The sequence below is a fragment of the Pseudomonas sp. WC2 genome, assembly GCF_050586545.1.
GTDB lineage: Bacteria > Pseudomonadota > Gammaproteobacteria > Pseudomonadales > Pseudomonadaceae > Aquipseudomonas.
In genome coordinates this window covers 407,111-423,568 of record NZ_JBOBDR010000002.1, presented here as the reverse complement: position 1 = coordinate 423,568, position 16,458 = coordinate 407,111, and the positions used below count along the sequence as shown (strand labels likewise).

At 59.4% G+C, this 16,458-nt stretch carries 13 protein-coding genes and 1 pseudogene; 8 read left to right on the top strand and 6 right to left on the bottom strand.

The features are described from left to right. The 5 genes and pseudogenes from ACQ4OE_RS03930 to ACQ4OE_RS03910 form a co-directional block, all read left to right on the top strand. Positions 1–1,312: pseudogene (locus ACQ4OE_RS03930) on the top strand (hypothetical protein); the annotation flags it as partial. 602 nt (positions 1,313–1,914) lie between these two features. Further along, the gene (locus ACQ4OE_RS03925) at positions 1,915–2,274 is read left to right on the top strand and encodes a DUF6124 family protein (RefSeq protein WP_430945752.1); all 360 of its coding nucleotides are present in this window, start codon (positions 1,915–1,917) and stop codon (positions 2,272–2,274) included. Between the two features lie 169 nt (positions 2,275–2,443). Next, complete coding sequence (gene zapE / locus ACQ4OE_RS03920; protein WP_430945751.1) at positions 2,444–3,562, top strand: cell division protein ZapE; 1,119 nt, start codon at positions 2,444–2,446, stop codon at positions 3,560–3,562. Between the two features lie 17 nt (positions 3,563–3,579). Continuing rightward, positions 3,580–4,161, top strand: coding sequence for a DinB family protein (locus tag ACQ4OE_RS03915; RefSeq protein ID WP_430945750.1), 582 nt, complete (start codon positions 3,580–3,582; stop codon positions 4,159–4,161). A gap of 114 nt (positions 4,162–4,275) precedes the next feature. Next, positions 4,276–4,773: a GNAT family N-acetyltransferase gene (locus ACQ4OE_RS03910; protein WP_430945749.1), complete on the top strand. Its 498-nt coding sequence runs from the start codon at positions 4,276–4,278 to the stop codon at positions 4,771–4,773. Positions 4,774–4,858: 85 nt separating this feature from the next. On the opposite strand, the gene ACQ4OE_RS03905 is transcribed toward ACQ4OE_RS03910, so the two are convergent. The 4 genes from ACQ4OE_RS03905 to ACQ4OE_RS03890 form a co-directional block, all read right to left on the bottom strand. Beyond that, on the bottom strand, positions 4,859–5,068 hold the full coding sequence (locus ACQ4OE_RS03905) for a hypothetical protein (protein WP_430945748.1): 210 nt from the start codon (positions 5,066–5,068) through the stop codon (positions 4,859–4,861). Between the two features lie 186 nt (positions 5,069–5,254). After that, on the bottom strand, positions 5,255–7,501 hold the full coding sequence (locus ACQ4OE_RS03900) for a TonB-dependent siderophore receptor (protein WP_430945747.1): 2,247 nt from the start codon (positions 7,499–7,501) through the stop codon (positions 5,255–5,257). A 144-nt stretch (positions 7,502–7,645) separates the two neighbouring features. After that, the gene (locus tag ACQ4OE_RS03895; RefSeq protein ID WP_430945746.1) at positions 7,646–9,394 is read right to left on the bottom strand and encodes a phosphoethanolamine transferase CptA; all 1,749 of its coding nucleotides are present in this window, start codon (positions 9,392–9,394) and stop codon (positions 7,646–7,648) included. A 200-nt stretch (positions 9,395–9,594) separates the two neighbouring features. After that, on the bottom strand, positions 9,595–9,777 hold the full coding sequence (locus ACQ4OE_RS03890) for a DUF6026 family protein (RefSeq protein ID WP_430945745.1): 183 nt from the start codon (positions 9,775–9,777) through the stop codon (positions 9,595–9,597). A gap of 273 nt (positions 9,778–10,050) precedes the next feature. On the opposite strand from ACQ4OE_RS03890, the gene gnd reads away from it, so the two are divergent. Genes gnd through ACQ4OE_RS03875 form a run of 3 tightly spaced genes read left to right on the top strand, consistent with a single transcriptional unit; the run spans position 10,051 to position 13,369 of the window. Then, positions 10,051–11,031, top strand: a complete 981-nt coding sequence (gnd, locus tag ACQ4OE_RS03885; RefSeq protein WP_077572748.1) for a phosphogluconate dehydrogenase (NAD(+)-dependent, decarboxylating) — start codon at positions 10,051–10,053, stop codon at positions 11,029–11,031. Next, positions 11,028–12,551: a glucose-6-phosphate dehydrogenase gene (zwf, locus tag ACQ4OE_RS03880; protein WP_430945744.1), complete on the top strand. Its 1,524-nt coding sequence runs from the start codon at positions 11,028–11,030 to the stop codon at positions 12,549–12,551. Before gnd ends, zwf begins: the two co-directional genes overlap by 4 nt. Continuing rightward, entirely contained in the window at positions 12,548–13,369 is an 822-nt protein-coding gene (locus tag ACQ4OE_RS03875) for an HAD family hydrolase (protein ID WP_430945743.1), read from the top strand. Before zwf ends, ACQ4OE_RS03875 begins: the two co-directional genes overlap by 4 nt. A 127-nt stretch (positions 13,370–13,496) precedes the next feature. On the opposite strand, the gene nhaB is transcribed toward ACQ4OE_RS03875, so the two are convergent. After that, positions 13,497–14,999 (bottom strand): sodium/proton antiporter NhaB, encoded by a 1,503-nt coding sequence (gene nhaB, locus ACQ4OE_RS03870; RefSeq protein WP_122595822.1) that lies wholly within the window; start codon positions 14,997–14,999, stop codon positions 13,497–13,499. A gap of 77 nt (positions 15,000–15,076) precedes the next feature. Next, complete coding sequence (locus ACQ4OE_RS03865) at positions 15,077–16,363, bottom strand: hypothetical protein (protein WP_430945742.1); 1,287 nt, start codon at positions 16,361–16,363, stop codon at positions 15,077–15,079. Between the last annotated feature and the right edge of the window lie 95 nt (positions 16,364–16,458).

Sequence of the window (16,458 nt, the reverse complement as noted above, 5' to 3'; positions counted from 1 at the left end):
CAAAGGCCAAGCCGTGACCGATCCGGTGACAGGAATCTGGACGCTGATGGTAACTGGATTAAGTGTGGCGGCGCACAGTTTTACGGCCAAGGCGATGTACGGCACGGGCCAGCCGTCAGAGCCGCGAACCTTGACAGTGACCGCATTGGTCGAGCCTACGATTGCTTCGGTGAAAGGTTCACAAAGCAACGTCGAGATTCCCGATGGCGGGACGACTACAGAGACCAGCATTGTGCTGAGCGGCGCAGCGAGCAAAGGTCAAAAGGTTCAGGTTCTGGATGGCACAGTGTCCCAGGGCGAAGCCACGGCTGATGCAACTACCGGCATCTGGACTTTGAGCGTTGCTTCATTGTCAGTTGCGGCGCACAGCTTCACCGCAAAAGCGTTGTATGGCAGCGGTACATCCGCGGCTCATACATTGACCGTGACCGCAGTGGTCGAGCCTACGATTTCTTCGGTGAAAGGTTCACAAAGCAACGTCGACATTCCCGATGGCGGGACTACTACAGAGACAAGCATTGTGCTGACCGGCACAGCGAGCAAAGGTCAAAAGGTTCAGGTAATGGATGGCACGGCGTCAAAAGGCGAAGCCACGGTTGATGCAACAACCGGCATCTGGACTCTGAATGTTGCCTCATTGACTGTTGCGGCTCACGGCTTCACCGCCAAAGCGTTGTACGGCAGTGGTGCAACCTCGGCGGCTCGGACATTGACCGTGATCGCAGTGGTCGCGCCAACGATTACTTCGGTGAAGGGATCATCGAACAACGTCGACATTCCCAATGGCAGCGCTACAACTGAGACAAGTGTGGTACTGACTGGCACGGCAAGCAAAGGTCAGAAGGTGCAGGTGCTGGATGGTGCGACCGATAGAGGTCAACCCACTGCTAATGTAACAACTGGAATCTGGACACAAGTCGTATCCGGTTTGAGCGCTGTGACTCACTCGTTTACGGCGAAAGCTCCTCATGGGGCGGGAGCATCATCGGCGGCGCGAACGCTAATCGTGCTTCCGCCCCTTAGCCCTCCGGTTTTAACGAATATGAGATTACAGTCGACTGGTGCGCCAATTAGCTCAGGGGCCACCTTACCGAGGATGACTTATGTGATTTTTTCTGGAACCTGTACTTCACGGCCCTTTTCGCGAGGAGGAGTACTTCGTGAACATACTGGCAGTGGAATGGCTTTCGAAATCCGTGCTAACTCTACTTATTGGGAAGTTGCTACGAGCATCGGCGTTGCGGGAACATTCAGCCATCGGTTAGAAGATGGTAATACCAATTCAAATTCGGTAATTATCAATTGGACGTGAAATCGACACGCATTGAGTCTGGAGATATTTGGGGCAAGTGAGACGGGGCCCGGACCTTCTCAGGGACAGATCACTTTCCGCTGGATCATCTCGGTCAACTTGCCGAAACATGATCTCCTGTGGGAGCGAGCCTGCTCGCGAAAGCGGTGTGTCATTCAAAGTATGTATGAACTGGCCCGACGCCTTCGCGAGCAAGCTCGCTCCGACAGGGGGCGGTGTGATGGTTGAGGGCTGCTTGTTTAAACACCGCCGTTTAAGCAACACCCTCAGACACTCTTTCAGGCTACGCAACCTTGCGCCTTTGCCTACAGCTAAGCCAGAATCCGCCGGCTTGTGCGCTTGGGGGCCGGTCTTTATCGTTTGCGGGTCGCTGACAGATTCAGCGATCGGGTTTAGCGATCCGGCTTCGACTACAGACGCAACAACGCTCCGCTCTCGATTGTGGGTCTTTGCGATGCAATCGAGTAATGGTGGCTGTGCGTGGGAGACCGAAAGGTCTACCCGGGGTTTCTGTGACCCGGATCGCTAACCTGCGTACAGCCGCCACCCTCAACTTGTTTAGCGATAAGTCGTGGCGGCTCAGACCTTCACGGAGATTCACCATGATCAAACCCACACCCAACCCGCCAGACATCGACCCCACATCCCCCTACGAATCCATCGATTCCAGAAAACTCCACCAGGCCGCCGACCGCGCCCTCGACCATTACCTCTGCCCACCCGGCTCCACGCCGCCGCCCCGCAGAACCCGCGGGATGTACGCCGTCACCGCCGATAACAAAAACGAAGAGCTGCTGACCGATGCCAGTGAAACACTGGCCTCGGCGAAAACCATCGCCCGGGATGTCGCCAACCTGTTGCCCGCGCCGCAGCGTCGGGCGTTGTTGGGGATTGCGCAATTGATCATGCTTGGGGAGTTGGCGGTGAATCGGGTGCTGGATAACCTCGATCTACCAGCCTGAACTCAGATCGTTCCCACGCTCTGCGTGGGAATGCCTCTAAGGACGCTCCGCGTTCGGCTCTGGAAGGGACGCGGAGCGTCCCGGGCTGCATTCCCACGCAGAGCGTGGGAACGATCAAAAATCGCGCGGCTGGATATCCCCCGGTGAGCATCGTGGCATACTGCCGCGCATGACTTTCGACTCCCCTTTAAGCGCCTGGCAACATGCCGTTCAACACAAGGGCTTCATCCAGGATGAGGCCCAGGAACACGCGGTCTGGGCGCTGCAGAAATGCCACGAAGCCTTGCATGCCGGTGCCCGTTCGGTCACCGGCGTTTATCTGTGGGGCCCGGTCGGGCGCGGCAAGACCTGGCTGATGGATCAGTTCTATCAGAGCCTGCGGGTGCCAGCGCGGCGTCAGCATTTCCATCATTTCATGGGCTGGGTGCACCAGCGTTCGTTCCAATTGACCGGGATCGCCGATCCATTGCGCGCGCTGGCCAAGGAACTGGCCGCCGAAGTGCGGGTGCTGTGTTTCGATGAACTGTTCGTCAATGACATCGGCGATGCAATCATTCTTGGCCGCTTGTTTCAGGTGATGTTCGACGAAGGTGTGGTGGTGGTCTGCACGTCGAATCTGCCCCCGGATGATCTGTACGCCGACGGCTTCAATCGTGACCGCTTTACCCCGGCAATCGCGGCAATCAAGGCGCACATGCAAGTTGTCCCGGTCAATGGCGCCGAGGACCATCGCTTGCATCCGGGTGCCATCGAGCAACGGTACTTCGTGTCCACGCCGGATTCGCCTAGCGCGTTGGACGAGGTGTTTCAAACGCTGACACAGGGCCAGGCATCCAGCGGCGAACCGGTGCCGGTCGGCCATCGCGTACTCAACGTGGTGCGCGCCAGCGAATCGGTGCTGTGGTGCCGTTACGCCGATCTGTGCGAGCAACCCTTTGCCGCCATGGATTTCATCGCGCTGTGCGATAGCTACCGGGCTATTCTGCTGAGCGACGTGCCCAATCTCAGCGCGCAAAAACGCGAGGGGCGCATCGCTCGAGGCACTGAAGATGGCGCGCAACGGGTGCTCGCCGGGGATCGCGAGCTGCCACAGTTGTCAGTGCATGACGACGGCGTGCGTCGCTTTATTGCGCTGGTCGACGAGTGCTACGACCGCAAAGTGCCGCTGTATATCGAGGCGCAAGTAGCAATGGACGCGTTGTACACCGAGGGTTATCTGGAGTTTCCATTCCGCCGGACCCTCAGCCGCTTGCAGGAGATGCAGCTGCAGCGCTTTGCCGACGCTTGAGTGAAGAGGGCGCCACCATGAGTCAACCGCTGTCCCACCATCTGCTGACCATGGCCTATCAAAATGCCTGGGCCAATCACCGCTTGGCCAAGGCTTGGTCGCAACTGGACGCCGCCGAGCTGGCAGCGCCCCGGGTGAGTTTCTTCCCGAGCATTCGCCTGACCCTCAATCACATCCTGACGTGCGACTGGTTCTACGTCGACGCACTGGAACGAGAGCTGCGCGGCGCCGAGCCGCACCCCGACTGCTACGTGTTTTTCACGCAGGACGAGCCGTTCACCGAGGCCGGCCCGTTGCGCGAAGAACAGGCTCACGTCGATCGGCGTTTGATCGCTTATTGCGAACAATTGCGCGATGTCGACCTGACGCGCCTGGTCACCATTGCCCGCGAAACACCGCAGCACGAGAGCCGCCTGCGCATGCTCTCGCACCTGTTCGAACATCAGCTCCATCATCGTGGCCAAGTGCATGCGATGCTCAGCGGAACCTCAGTGAAGCCGCCACAACTGGACGAGTTTTTCTGCGTGGGTGAAGCCGGATTACGTGCCGAGGATTTCGCCGAACTGGGCTGGACTGAAGAGTTGATTTGGGGGCATTGATAAAGCACAAGATCGCTGTTGCGGGTTGCCCACCGGATCACCCCCGCGCTAAGGTCGAGCAGCCTGTCAGCGCGCACTTTGCGCGCCGGGGCTCATGTGTATTCGGGGATGGAAATGGATTCCGCAGAAATTCTTGTACTTCAGGCCAGCTACACCAATCCTACGCACGCCGAGGCCATCGGCATCGTGCTCAATCATTACGCAGAAGACCCCATGGGCGGCGGTCATTCGCTCGATCCTGATCTGCTGCGACGGTTGCCGGAAGAACTGGCCCGTCGGCCTTACGCCTTCAGTGTGCTGGCGTTCGTTGGCGGGGAGCCGGCGGGGCTGGTCAATTGCTTCGAGGGATTTTCAACCTTTGCCTGCAAGCCGTTGGTCAACGTCCACGATGTGGCGGTGGTGGGCAAATTTCGTGGCCTGGGTCTGAGCCAGAAAATGCTGCAAAAAGTCGAAGAAATCGCTCGCCAGCGCGGCTGCTGCAAAATCACCCTTGAAGTGCTTGAAGGCAATGCAATCGCCCAAGGTTCCTACCGCAAATTCGGCTTCGCACCGGGCATGTTCGACCCGGATCACGGACGCATGCTGTTCTGGATCAAGAATCTGCAGGCATAAAAAAAGGCGCCCGAAGAGGGCGCCCAACTGTCCTCTCCCAGGCCAGAGCGGAGCCGTGGGAGGTCCATCGGTTGCTCGGCAAATTTCAGTTTCGATAGGACTCGGTCACTTGCGCGGTCTGATCGGCGGGAACGCGAATTTCTTTCGCGTTGGCGTCGTTCTTCTGCTCGCTCTGGGCGTGGTGAACGGGGAAGTTGTCGTAGTAATAACGCATGCGCTCAGCGCCGCCTTCGGCAAAGACGCTGGCAGAACCCAAGGCGAATAGCCCGGCAAGGATTGCGGTAGTGATTTTCATGGTGCCTCCTACTGAACAAGTGGGAGCCGTTCGTCCATGAAGCAGATCTCGGAAGTGAGTCTGTGTGGCGCGAATTAACACGGGGTTAACGCCCGTTCAGTCTAGGTGATGCAAAGTGTTGCAGTGCGCCATCGGACAGACGCGGCGTCCCTCAATCAAAGGCGCGCCGCGTCAGGGGGGCAGGGGTCAGAGCTTCCAGTCCAGGCTCAACGTGACGGTGCGCGGGTCGCCCCAATACACGCCGTTGTAGAAGCCAACGTTGTCGTAATACTTCTTGTCGAACAGGTTGTTGACGTTCAGCGATGCCGACAGGTGCTTGTCAAATTGGTAGCGCGACATCACGTTGACCACGGTGTAAGCGTCTTGGCTGATTCGGGCGCGTTCGCTGATGATCCGGCCATTGGCGCCGCGTCCGACCGGGCGGTTGGAGTTGCCATAGACGTCACTCTGCCAATTCACCGCGCCACCGATGGTCAGCGCATTCCACTGGCCGGGCAGGCGATAGGCCGTAGACAGACGGAACATGTTCAGCGGTTGATTGGTGTTGCTGCGTTCCTTTTCGCCGTTGGCCGAGTGGGTGTAGGTGTAACCGGCGGTCATGTTCCAGCCGGCAAGGATTTCACCGGAGACTTCGGCTTCGAAACCGTTGACCTTGTTGCCCTTGCCGCCGCTTTTGTAGAACTCCTCGCCGGTCACTGGATCCGGCGCCACCGAATCGTCGACTTCGGCCACGTTGTCCTGTTTGCTCCAGAACACAGCCGTTGACAGGTTCAGGCGTTCTTCCAGCAGGCTGCCCTTGAGCCCGAGCTCATAGTTGCTGCCGACCACGGGATCGAGGTAGTTGCGACTGCTGTCACGGTTGCTCTGGGGTTTGAAGATGTCGGTGTAACTGACGTAAGCGGTGTATTCCGGGGTCAGGTCATAGAGCAGGCCGGCGTAGGGCGTCCAGATGTCGTTCTGGCGCTGACGGGTTGCATCGAAACGGCTCAATTGCAATTGGCTGTCGTAATAGTTGTCTCGACTGGATTCGTCCCAGCTGCCGTAGCGGCTACCGAGCACAGCATGCAATTGATCGGTAAAGCTCAAACGGGTGGCCAGGTAGCCGGCCTTTTGCCGGGTCTGGCTTTTCGAGCCGCTTAGGCCGGTCACGGTGTCAGGAAATTTTGCGATGTCGCCCATGTATTTCCAATCACGAATGTTTCCGTAGTCCGCTGCAGTCGCGCCGTCAACGGTATACGGCGAGTCGGAACGGTATTGGGCCTCGCCGTAGCCGACCATCAGTTCGTGTTCGCGGCCCAGCAAAGAGTAGGGGCCGGACAAGTTGAAGTCGTAAGCCTTCATGCTCTGATCGCCGATCATGTGCCCCATGTACGCGACCATGCCGCTGCGGTCCGCCTCCGGAAAACCGCCACCGCCGTAATACGTTTTGCCGTCGGTATCGCTTTTGCGATGGGTGTACGCGGCTTTCAAATGCCAACCGCCGGCAAGTTGCTGATCCAGCGTGGCGAAGGCTGTCTTGTCGCGCAGCGGCCAGGAACTCCACGAGGTCGCCATGTTGGTCGAGCGACCGAGCCCGGCCTTGCTGCCATCGGCGTTCCAGTACGGCACCGTGCCCCAGGAGGTGCCTTGCACTTGTTTGTCCTGGTAGTCGTAACCCACGGCCAACACGGTCGATTCGGTCAGATCCGCTTCGAGAATCCCGTAGCCGACCTCGCGTTGCAGCGCGTATTTGTCTTTGTAAGATTGGCTGTCGCGATAGGCCAGCACCGTTCGCCCGCGTAAGCGACCGTCGAAGGCCAGCGGCCCGCCAACGTCGACGTAGCTGTAGTAATTGTCATAACTGCCGCCGCTGACTCCGGCCAACGCCTGCAGTTGTGCCGTTGGACGCTTGCGCACCATGTTGATGGTCGCTGACGGATCGCCCGCACCGGTGGTCAGCCCCGTGGCGCCACGTACCACCTCGATGCGGTCGTAGATGATGGTATCGGCGTCGGACTTCATCCGGCCAAAGGTGTTGAGCATGCCGTCAATCTGGAAGTTGTTGATCGAGTAGCCGCGTGACGAATAGCTGACCCGGTCGGAGTCGAGGTGCTGCACCACCACGCCGGTGGTCTGTTGCATGGCTTCGGTCAATGTACCGAGCTTGAAATCATCCATTTGCTGACGGGTGACCACAGACACCGACTGCGGTGTTTCCTTGATCGACAGGTTCAGCCGCGTCGCCGTGCTCATGGCGCCGGTGGTGTAGGCCTCGGTGTTTTCGGTGGTGGTGCCCAGGCCTTGGGCAGTGACGTCGGTCGCAGCGAGTTCGAGCGCTGTAGGGGCTGGATTCACCGGGTTTTCGGTATCGTTTTCAGCCAGCAGATCAGCGCTGAATGCGGCACTGCACAGACCGAGCGTGAGGGTCATGGAACGGGTAATGGGCGCGAACATCGCAGCCGACTCCTTGTCTTCGAGGGAAAAATTCCGTTTGTTCAAAGACGAAACGAGGGTCTGCGATTTAGTGTCAAACGAGAAATATTGTTATTTGGAAATGTTGCTGGCGTAAAAAAGGAGCCTTTTGGAGGCCCCTTGTTTTTACTGCTCCGTCGCGTCGGCGACGGCGTTATCAGGCTTTTTCGGCTTCATCAGACTGAAGTCGATCAAGGCCCGTTGTTCGCGTTCGTACGGGTTGCCGATCATCAGCGGGCGCGGCTTGAAGCTGTCGCTGACCAGGCTTTTGCTGCGGTCCAGTTCATCGAAACTGAGGCCGGCCATGTCGGCCCAGGTGTGGATCAGGTGCGAGCTGCTGTAAGGCCGCCCCAGATCGCCGGCGAAGTTCCAGTCGTGGTTTTCTTTCCACTTCGGCGACGCCCAAGCCATGAACGGGATGGTGTACATCGGCGCGGTCGGTTTGTTTTCGTTGCGGCCCAGGGTTTTGTGACCGACCGAGTCGAAGACGTCTTCGCCGTGGTCCGACAGGTACAGCAGGAAACCGTTCGGATCGGACTTGGCGTAGTCCTTGATCAGGCTGGACACCACGAAGTCGTTGTACAGCACCGCGTTGTCGTAGCTGTTATACGTCGGCACCTGATCGTCACGCACACCGGCCGGCACGCCCTGGCGATCCTGGAACTTGTCGAAGCTCGGCGGATAGCGGTACTGGTAGCTCATGTGCGTACCGAGCAAATGCACGACGATCAATTTGCGCTGCGCCGGATCGGTCAGCGCCTTGTTGAACGGCTCGATGACGTCGCCGTCGTACTGCGCGGCATTCTGGTTGCGGTTGTTGTTCAGGTAGACCTGCTCATCCGCCTGTTCGGAGAACGTCGTGAGCATGGTGTTGCGCTTGGTCATGGTCTGCTGGTTGGTGATCCAGAAGGTCTTGTAGCCTGCCTGTTTCATCATGCTGACCAGCGACGGCGTCGACAGGTACAGGTCCGGGTTTTCCTCGTCGGCGAAGGTCAGCACTTGCTGTAGCGCTTCGATCGTATAAGGGCGCGGGGTGATGACATTGTCGAATACCGACAATTGACCCTTGAGCTTGTCCAGTTCCGGCGTGGTCTTGCGCGGGTAACCGTAGAGGCTCATGCGTTGGCGGTTGGTCGATTCGCCGATCACCAGCACCAGTGTCGAGGGCTGATTGGCGCCAGCGTCCTTGAGGTTGTGCAGCGGCGGGATCTGATTGGCGCTGTGCAACATGCCCTGCATTTCCGCCAAGGTATCGAGGTAGCGATGGTAGGCCACGGCCATTTGCCACGGCACCGCCGGCTCGATGCGGGTTTCGAATTTCTCGAAACCGCCGGCGAAGCTGCCGGTGCGCATGGTCTGTTTGACCAGTGGATAGCCAACTACGGCGACGACGATTGCCGTCGCTGCCACGAAGGCGCGACCACGGGGCAAGTACACCGGGCGCAGGCGGGTCCACAGGAAATACGCGAACAGCGTGTGGGCGAGGAATGCCGGGACCATCCACCAGGCAAAGTACTGGGTCATGTACTCGCCGGCTTCAGAGATGTTCGACTCGAACATGATGAAGATCACGCTCTGCGAAAACTCTTGCTGATAGATGAAGAAGTAACCCAGGCTGGCCATTGAGCAGGCCCACAGCACAATGCCGATCACGGCGGCGAGCATTTTGGTCCGCTTGGGAAACAGCAACATCGGCGCCAGCCAGATCGCGCTCATGACGAACGCCTGACGGAAACCGGTGAAACCGGACGTGCCGGTCAGTTGGATCAGCAGTTGGGTAATACCCGAGAAATACCAGAAGAACACGAACAGCCAGAGAAACCCGGCCCAGTCGAATCCCGCCGCAGTCGTTTTGCTGCGTTTGAACAATGCCATTCAGCACTCCAGCTCGATCGTCACAACCACCGCCGGAACGCATCCATGAAACCGACGAACGGAGGCCGAACGCGTACGCCCGGCCAGAATGCGCCGGAGTATCGCCAAGCGAATGTGAAAACTTTGTTAGTTGCGGATAACGCAGAGAGCTGGATCATGACGGGAACGACACGGGTCGCTCCCGAAGCAGGCGGGGCAGGTCAGGCGTGCGGGTGACGCTGAACAACCGGCAGAGGCTTGGGCTGGGCGCCCTGGGTCAGCGTGCGCAATTGCGCCAGCTCCTGCTTGAGTTGGTCGCGCTCGTCTTTCAACTGGCGCAATTCATCGCGACGGATCGTCACGTACAGGGTTTGTGGCGGCATTGCTGTGTGTACTGTGCCCATTGCTCACCTCGCAAATGGCGTGCATCAACTGTAAGTCGCGACCGTTTTTGGCTGCTGACTTACTATCGGCGCCAATTTTGATTTCTTTTGCCCGTGAATGGAACTTTTTTATTTTTCATGGTCGGTGTGTCTTCGCCACGTTTCGGGGCGTTATCAGTCTGATTCGGGCACAATGCCCGGAAACTTCATCGCAACGCTCTGGACTAACCTCCATCAGTCGCGTTGGGCTATAACCAATGACACACATTTATTTGTAGTAAGGAGCATCAGCACATGCAACTCGGGATTATTGGACTGGGCCGCATGGGCGGCAATATTGCGCGGCGTCTGATGCTCAACGGTCACACCACCGTTGTTTACGACCGCAATACCGCTTTCATCGATAACCTGGTCGCCGAGGGCTCCACGGGCGTCGCCGACTTGCCGGCACTGGTTGCCGGCCTGGCCAAACCGCGCGCGGTCTGGGTCATGCTGCCGGCCGGCGCGCCGACCGAAGACACCATCAACACCTTGAGCACGCTGCTCGAAGCCGGCGATACCATCATCGACGGCGGCAACACCAACTATAAGGATGACATCCGTCGCGCCAAGACCCTGGCCGAGAAAGGCTTGCACTACATCGACGTCGGCACGTCCGGCGGCGTCTGGGGCCTGGAACGCGGCTATTGCATGATGATCGGCGGCGACGCTGAAACCGTGCAGCGCCTCGACCCGCTGTTCGCCGCACTGGCGCCAGGCATGGGTGACATCCCGCGCACCAAGGATCGCAAGTCCGAAGATCATCGTGCCGAACACGGTTACATCCACGCCGGTCCTGCCGGTGCCGGGCACTTCGTGAAGATGATTCACAACGGTATCGAGTACGGCATGATGGCCGCGTTCGCCGAGGGCTTCGACATCCTCAAGACCAAATCCAGCGAGCGTCTGCCGGAAGATCAGCGTTTTGATCTGAACGTAGCCGACATCGCCGAAGTGTGGCGTCGTGGCAGCGTGGTGTCGTCGTGGTTGCTCGACCTGACCGCCGACGCACTGGCCAGCGATCCGAAGCTCGATGGCTTCTCCGGCTCGGTGGCCGACAGCGGCGAAGGTCAATGGACCATCGAAGCGGCCATGGAACAAGCGGTGCCGGTGCCGGTGCTGTCCAACTCGCTGTTCTCGCGCTACCGCTCGCGCGGCCAGGGCACCTTTGGCGACAAGATTCTTTCGGCCCAGCGCTTCGGCTTCGGCGGCCACGTGGAGACACCGAAGAAATGACCCATACGATCCGCAGAAAATCCAAGGCAGAACCCGCTCCACCGACCACGCTGTTCCTGTTCGGTGCCCACGGCGACCTGGTCAAGCGCTTGCTGATGCCGGCGCTGTACAACCTCAGTCGCGACGGCTTGCTTGACGAAAACCTGCGGATCGTTGGCGTTGACCACAATGCCATTACCGATGAGGCCTTCGCGCAGAAGCTCGAAGACTTCATCCGTACCGAAGTGGCGGCGAAAGTCGGCAAGGGCGATCAGATGCTTGATCCGGCCTTGTGGGCCAAGCTCGCCAAAGGTATCAGCTACGTCCAGGGCGACTTCCTGGACGACAGCACTTATTCCGCGCTGGCGGCGAAAATCGCCGACAGCGGCACCGGCAATGCGGTGTTTTATCTGGCCACCGCGCCGCGATTCTTCAGTGAAGTGGTGCGCCGACTGGGCAGCGCCGGTTTGCTCGAAGAAACTCCTGAAGCGTTCAGAAGGGTGGTGATCGAGAAGCCGTTCGGCTCCGATCTGCAGACCGCCGAAGCGTTGAACGCCTGTTTGCTCAAGGTGATGTCCGAGAAGCAGATCTATCGGATCGACCATTATCTGGGCAAGGAAACCGTGCAGAACATTCTGGTTAGCCGGTTCTCCAACAGCCTGTTCGAAGCGTTCTGGAACAACCATTACATCGACCACGTGCAGATCACCGCCGCCGAAACCGTCGGCGTCGAAACCCGTGGCAGTTTTTACGAACACACCGGCGCACTGCGTGACATGGTGCCCAATCACCTGTTCCAGTTGCTGGCCATGGTTGCCATGGAACCGCCGGCGGCATTCGGCGCCGATGCGGTGCGTGGCGAGAAAGCCAAAGTGGTCGGCGCGATCCGTCCGTGGACGACCGAAGAGGCGCGGGCCAATTCGGTTCGCGGCCAGTACAGCGCGGGCGAAGTCGACGGCAAATCTCTGAACGGCTACCGCCAGGAGCCCAACGTCTCGCCGGACAGCACCACGGAAACTTACGTCGCGCTGAAGGTGATGATCGATAACTGGCGTTGGGTCGGCGTGCCGTTCTATCTGCGCACCGGCAAACGCATGAGCGTGCGCGACACCGAGATCGTCATCTGCTTCAAACCGGCGCCGTATGCGCAGTTCCGCGACACCGAAGTCGATGAATTGCAGCCGACCTATCTGCGCATCCAGATCCAGCCGAACGAAGGCATGTGGTTCGACCTGTTGGCCAAGCGGCCGGGGCCGGCGTTGAACATGGCCAACATCGAGTTGGGTTTTGCCTACAAGGATTTTTTCGAGATGCAGCCGTCGACGGGTTACGAAACCCTGATCTATGACTGCCTGACCGGCGATCAGACGCTGTTCCAGCGCGCTGACAACATCGAGAACGGCTGGCGCGCGGTGCAACCGTTCCTCGACGCCTGGCAACAGGATGCGAGCGTGCAGACTTATGCCGCCGGTGAAGATGGCCCGCAAGCCGCCGAAGATCTGCTGACTCGCGATGGTCGCGTCTGGCATGGCCTCGGATGAGTGAGCTGCCGAAACAACCCATCCGTTTTCTGCTCAGTGACATGGACGGCACGCTGTTGTTGCCCGATCACACGCTGAGCCAGCGCACCATCGATGCCGTCCGTGCCTTGCGCGAGGCCGGCGTGCTGTTCAGCCTCGCCACCGGGCGACCGCCGAAAGCCATGCTGCAGCAGATCGAGGCCTTGGGTGTTGATCTGCCGACAGCGGCGTTTAACGGCGGCACTATCGTCAATCCGGATGGCAGTCTGCTGGTGGCGCATTACTTGCCTGCGACGACGGCATTGATTGCCTTGGCGACGTTCGCCGACCAACCCGACGTTGAAATTTGGGTATTCAGCGGCGGCGACTGGCTGCTCAAAGACCCCCACGGGCCGATGGTGCCGCGCGAACAGCACGGCCTCGGCTATCCGCCGGTGGTGGTCGAGAGTTTCGAGCCGTATCTGGAGCGTATCGACAAGATCGTTGCCACCAGCAACAACAATGAGTTGTTGATCGAACTGGAAGCGCGCTTGATTCCCAAGGTCAACGGCATGGCGCAAGTCTCGCGCTCGCAACCGGTGTACCTCGACGTGACGGCGCTGGAAGCCAACAAAGGCACGGCGCTCGCGACACTGGCCGAACACTTGGGCATACCGCTGGAACAGACCGCTGCGATCGGCGACGGCGGCAACGACCCGGCGATGTTCCATTGTGCGGGGCTGTCGATTGCCATGGGTCAGGCCGAAGACACGGTTAAGCGCCAAGCCGACGTCGTCACCGCTCCAAACACCGAAGACGGCGTCGCCCAAGCGATCGAGAAATACATCCTCCCTCGCTGAAAACACACCGATACCCATGTGGGAGCTAGCTGTGCTGGCGATTGCGGAGTGTCATTCAACAAACAAGTTGTCTGAGACACCGCCATCGCTAGCAGGGCTAGCTCCCCCAGGTTTTATTCGGTGTTGGTTAGAGCCAGTAGCTCACCGCATACCAGCCCAACAGGCCCATCACGATGGTGTACGGCAACGCCATCCAGACCATCCGCCCGTACGACAAACGCACCAACGGCGCAATCGCCGACGTCAGCAGAAACAGGAACGCCGCCTGACCATTCGGCGTGGCCACGCTCGGCAAGTTGGTGCCGGTGTTGATCGCAATCGCCAGGGTCTCGAAGTGTTCGCGGCTCATGTGCCCGGCGAGGAAGGCCTGCTTCACTTCGGTGATGTAAATCGTCGCGACGAACACGTTGTCACTGATCGCCGACAACAGGCCGTTGGCAATGAACAGCATGCCCGGTTGCTGATCGACCGGCAGCGCCAGCACCCACTGGATCAGCGGGGCGAAGAGTTGCTGATCGTGAATCACCGCCACCACCGCAAAAAAAACCACCAGCAGTGCGGTAAACGGCATAGCGTCCTTGAACGCACTGCCCAGACGATGCTCGTCGGTGATGCCGGTGAACGCGGTGATCAACACAATGACCATCAAACCGATCAGACCGACTTCAGCAATGTGAAAGGCCAGGCAACCGATCAGAATCAGTGCCGCTGCACCTTGCACCAGCAGGGCCGCACGTTGGCGAGCGGTGCGTTCGGCGTCGTCTTCGGCGGCATAGTTGGCCAACACGGCGCGAACGTTGTCCGGCAGCAGCGTGCCGTAGCCGAACCAGCGCAGTTTCTCCAACAGCACACAGGTCAGCAGACCTGCGGCCAGCACCGGCAGCGAAACCGGCGCGACCTTCTGGAAGAACTCGCCGAAATGCCAGCCCATTTCGTGACCGATCAACAGGTTCTGCGGCTCGCCCACCAGCGTGCAGACGCCGCCCAGTGCGGTGCCGACAGCGCCGTGCATCAACAGGCTGCGCAGAAACGCACGAAATTGCTCAAGATCGTCGTGATGCAGCTTCGGCAGGTGCTGATCATCGCCGAACTCGCTGTCCTGGCGCGGATCATTGCCGGAGGCGACGCGGTGATACACCGAATAGAAGCCGACCGCCGCACTGATGATGACCGCCGTCACTGTCAGGGCGTCGAGGAACGCCGACAGAAAGGCCGAGAGAAAGCAGAACATCAGCGCCAGCACCGCTTTCGAACGCACGCCGAGCAACAGCCGCGAGAACAGGTACAGCAGCAAGTCCTTCATGAAATAGATGCCGGCGACCATGAACATCAGCAGCAGAATCACCGGAAAGTTGTGCACCAGTTCATCGTAGAGCGCTTGCGGCGTGGTCATCTTCAGCAGCAGCGCTTCAATCAACAGCAAACCACCAGGCATCAGCGGATAGCACTTGAGGGCCATGGCCAGGGTGAAAATGAATTCGATCACCAGCAACCAGCCAGCCGCGACCGGGCCAACGGTGAACAACACCAGAGCATTGAGGATCAGAAATCCGACGATGGTTGCCTTGTACCAGCGTGGCGAGTGCCCGAGAAAGTTTTGCGCGAACGCCTGGGCCATTGAACCGGACATCGGCTGCTCCTTGTCTTAAGAAGCGCGCAAGTTGCCGGATGTGTCAGGGAAGATCAAGTGTGGGAAGTTTCTCATCATCAAGTGAGATAACGTGCGACAACGGCGCGATAGCTGCCGTCGAGGGTAAATCCGCCGACAACGATTTCGCCACCGGCCTGCACATCGACACAGGTCGCAGTGTCCAGGCTCCGGCCCAACCGTGTGCGCATCCAGCCTTCACCGTTGCCGAACGCGCTGTCGAGGCGGCCATCGGCGCCATAGCGCGCCACGATGAAATCAGCGTCGACGCCGCCAATGGTCGAGCCGACCGCGACCAGACCACCCTGTGGCGTGCGCTGTGCGGAGGTCCATTGGCAGCCGCTGTGGCCGATATCGAGCGTTTGCGGATGGCCTGAATTGCAATGCAAATCCGCGCGGCCATTGCCGTGCAGTCTGAGCGTCAGGCAACGGATCGGATCGCGACTGCTACCAAAGCAATGCAAATGCCCGGCGGTTTCGAGTACCTGACTCACCAGTACGCTGTGACCCTGGGCCTTGAATGCCATGAAGCCGTCGATGGCGAAGGTTTCGTCGAGCCGACCATCCGCGAGATAGCGCGCCAGCAGGCCTTCCTGGGGGAAGTCGATCGAGCCGCTGACCACGATCCGCCCGTCCTCCTGCACCATCAGGCTGCTCAGCCAGGTATTGAGCAGCAGGTGCCGGATCATCACGAAGCCTCGGCCGTTGAACGTCTGGTCGAGGCTGCCGTCAGGCCTGAGCCGGATCAGCATCCCCGCGTGGTCGGCCAGTTCGAAATGGTGATTGGCAATGAGCAGAATGCAACCGTCGTCCTGCACTGCGATGTCGCAGGCTTCGGCACCGGGTACACCCGGTGGCAGCCATGTGTCGCGGGTGCCCATCGACAGATCGCCGGGCAATCGCACGACGAGCGATCCGTTGTCGCCGAATGATTGATCCGGTCGGCCATGGGCATCGAACAGGGCAAGGGCGGGCAGGGTGCGGTGGGCGTTTTCGTACTGCAGGCCGGCTAACAGGATTCGACCGTCCGGCAACTCACGGACTGTGCCGGCCATACCTTCGAAACCGGGGGCAAACTGGCCGATGACGCTACCTTGATGACCGAACTGCAGATCAGCGGAGCCATCCTCCAGCAATCGCGCCAAGCCAAAACAACTGCCAGTTGCAGTGGTGACCTTGGCGGCGACGAGTATGCGGCCTTCGCGGTCGAGGGTGACGCCTTGCGCCATGCTGGCGAGGCAGCCGGCAAAATAGACCTGGGCGATGCCAGTGCCAACGAAATCCGTGTCCAGTTGGCCGGCATTGGTGATCGGCTGCAGCAACGCAATCGCATTCTGGGTAGACATGCACGCTTCTCCTTGCGAGTCGAACACACCCAAATCAGGTGGCGACTGCATGAGCCGAACATTCAATCCCTGTAAGCGACGAAGTACAACTGGCT

Excerpts from the sequence above, each read along its gene's own strand:
- ACQ4OE_RS03895 (WP_430945746.1), bottom strand. The coding sequence starts at position 9,394 with ATGGCATTGTTCAAACGCAGCAAAACGACTGCGGCGGGATTCGACTGG.
- ACQ4OE_RS03915 (WP_430945750.1), top strand. The coding sequence starts at position 3,580 with ATGAGTCAACCGCTGTCCCACCATCTGCTGACCATGGCCTATCAAAAT.
- nhaB (WP_122595822.1), bottom strand. The coding sequence starts at position 14,999 with ATGTCCGGTTCAATGGCCCAGGCGTTCGCGCAAAACTTTCTCGGGCAC.
- zwf (WP_430945744.1), top strand. The coding sequence starts at position 11,028 with ATGACCCATACGATCCGCAGAAAATCCAAGGCAGAACCCGCTCCACCG.
- zapE (WP_430945751.1), top strand. The coding sequence starts at position 2,444 with ATGACTTTCGACTCCCCTTTAAGCGCCTGGCAACATGCCGTTCAACAC.
- ACQ4OE_RS03900 (WP_430945747.1), bottom strand. The coding sequence starts at position 7,501 with ATGTTCGCGCCCATTACCCGTTCCATGACCCTCACGCTCGGTCTGTGC.
- ACQ4OE_RS03910 (WP_430945749.1), top strand. The coding sequence starts at position 4,276 with ATGGATTCCGCAGAAATTCTTGTACTTCAGGCCAGCTACACCAATCCT.
- ACQ4OE_RS03905 (WP_430945748.1), bottom strand. The coding sequence starts at position 5,068 with ATGAAAATCACTACCGCAATCCTTGCCGGGCTATTCGCCTTGGGTTCT.
- ACQ4OE_RS03925 (WP_430945752.1), top strand. The coding sequence starts at position 1,915 with ATGATCAAACCCACACCCAACCCGCCAGACATCGACCCCACATCCCCC.
- ACQ4OE_RS03865 (WP_430945742.1), bottom strand. The coding sequence starts at position 16,363 with ATGTCTACCCAGAATGCGATTGCGTTGCTGCAGCCGATCACCAATGCC.
- ACQ4OE_RS03875 (WP_430945743.1), top strand. The coding sequence starts at position 12,548 with ATGAGTGAGCTGCCGAAACAACCCATCCGTTTTCTGCTCAGTGACATG.
- gnd (WP_077572748.1), top strand. The coding sequence starts at position 10,051 with ATGCAACTCGGGATTATTGGACTGGGCCGCATGGGCGGCAATATTGCG.
- ACQ4OE_RS03890 (WP_430945745.1), bottom strand. The coding sequence starts at position 9,777 with ATGGGCACAGTACACACAGCAATGCCGCCACAAACCCTGTACGTGACG.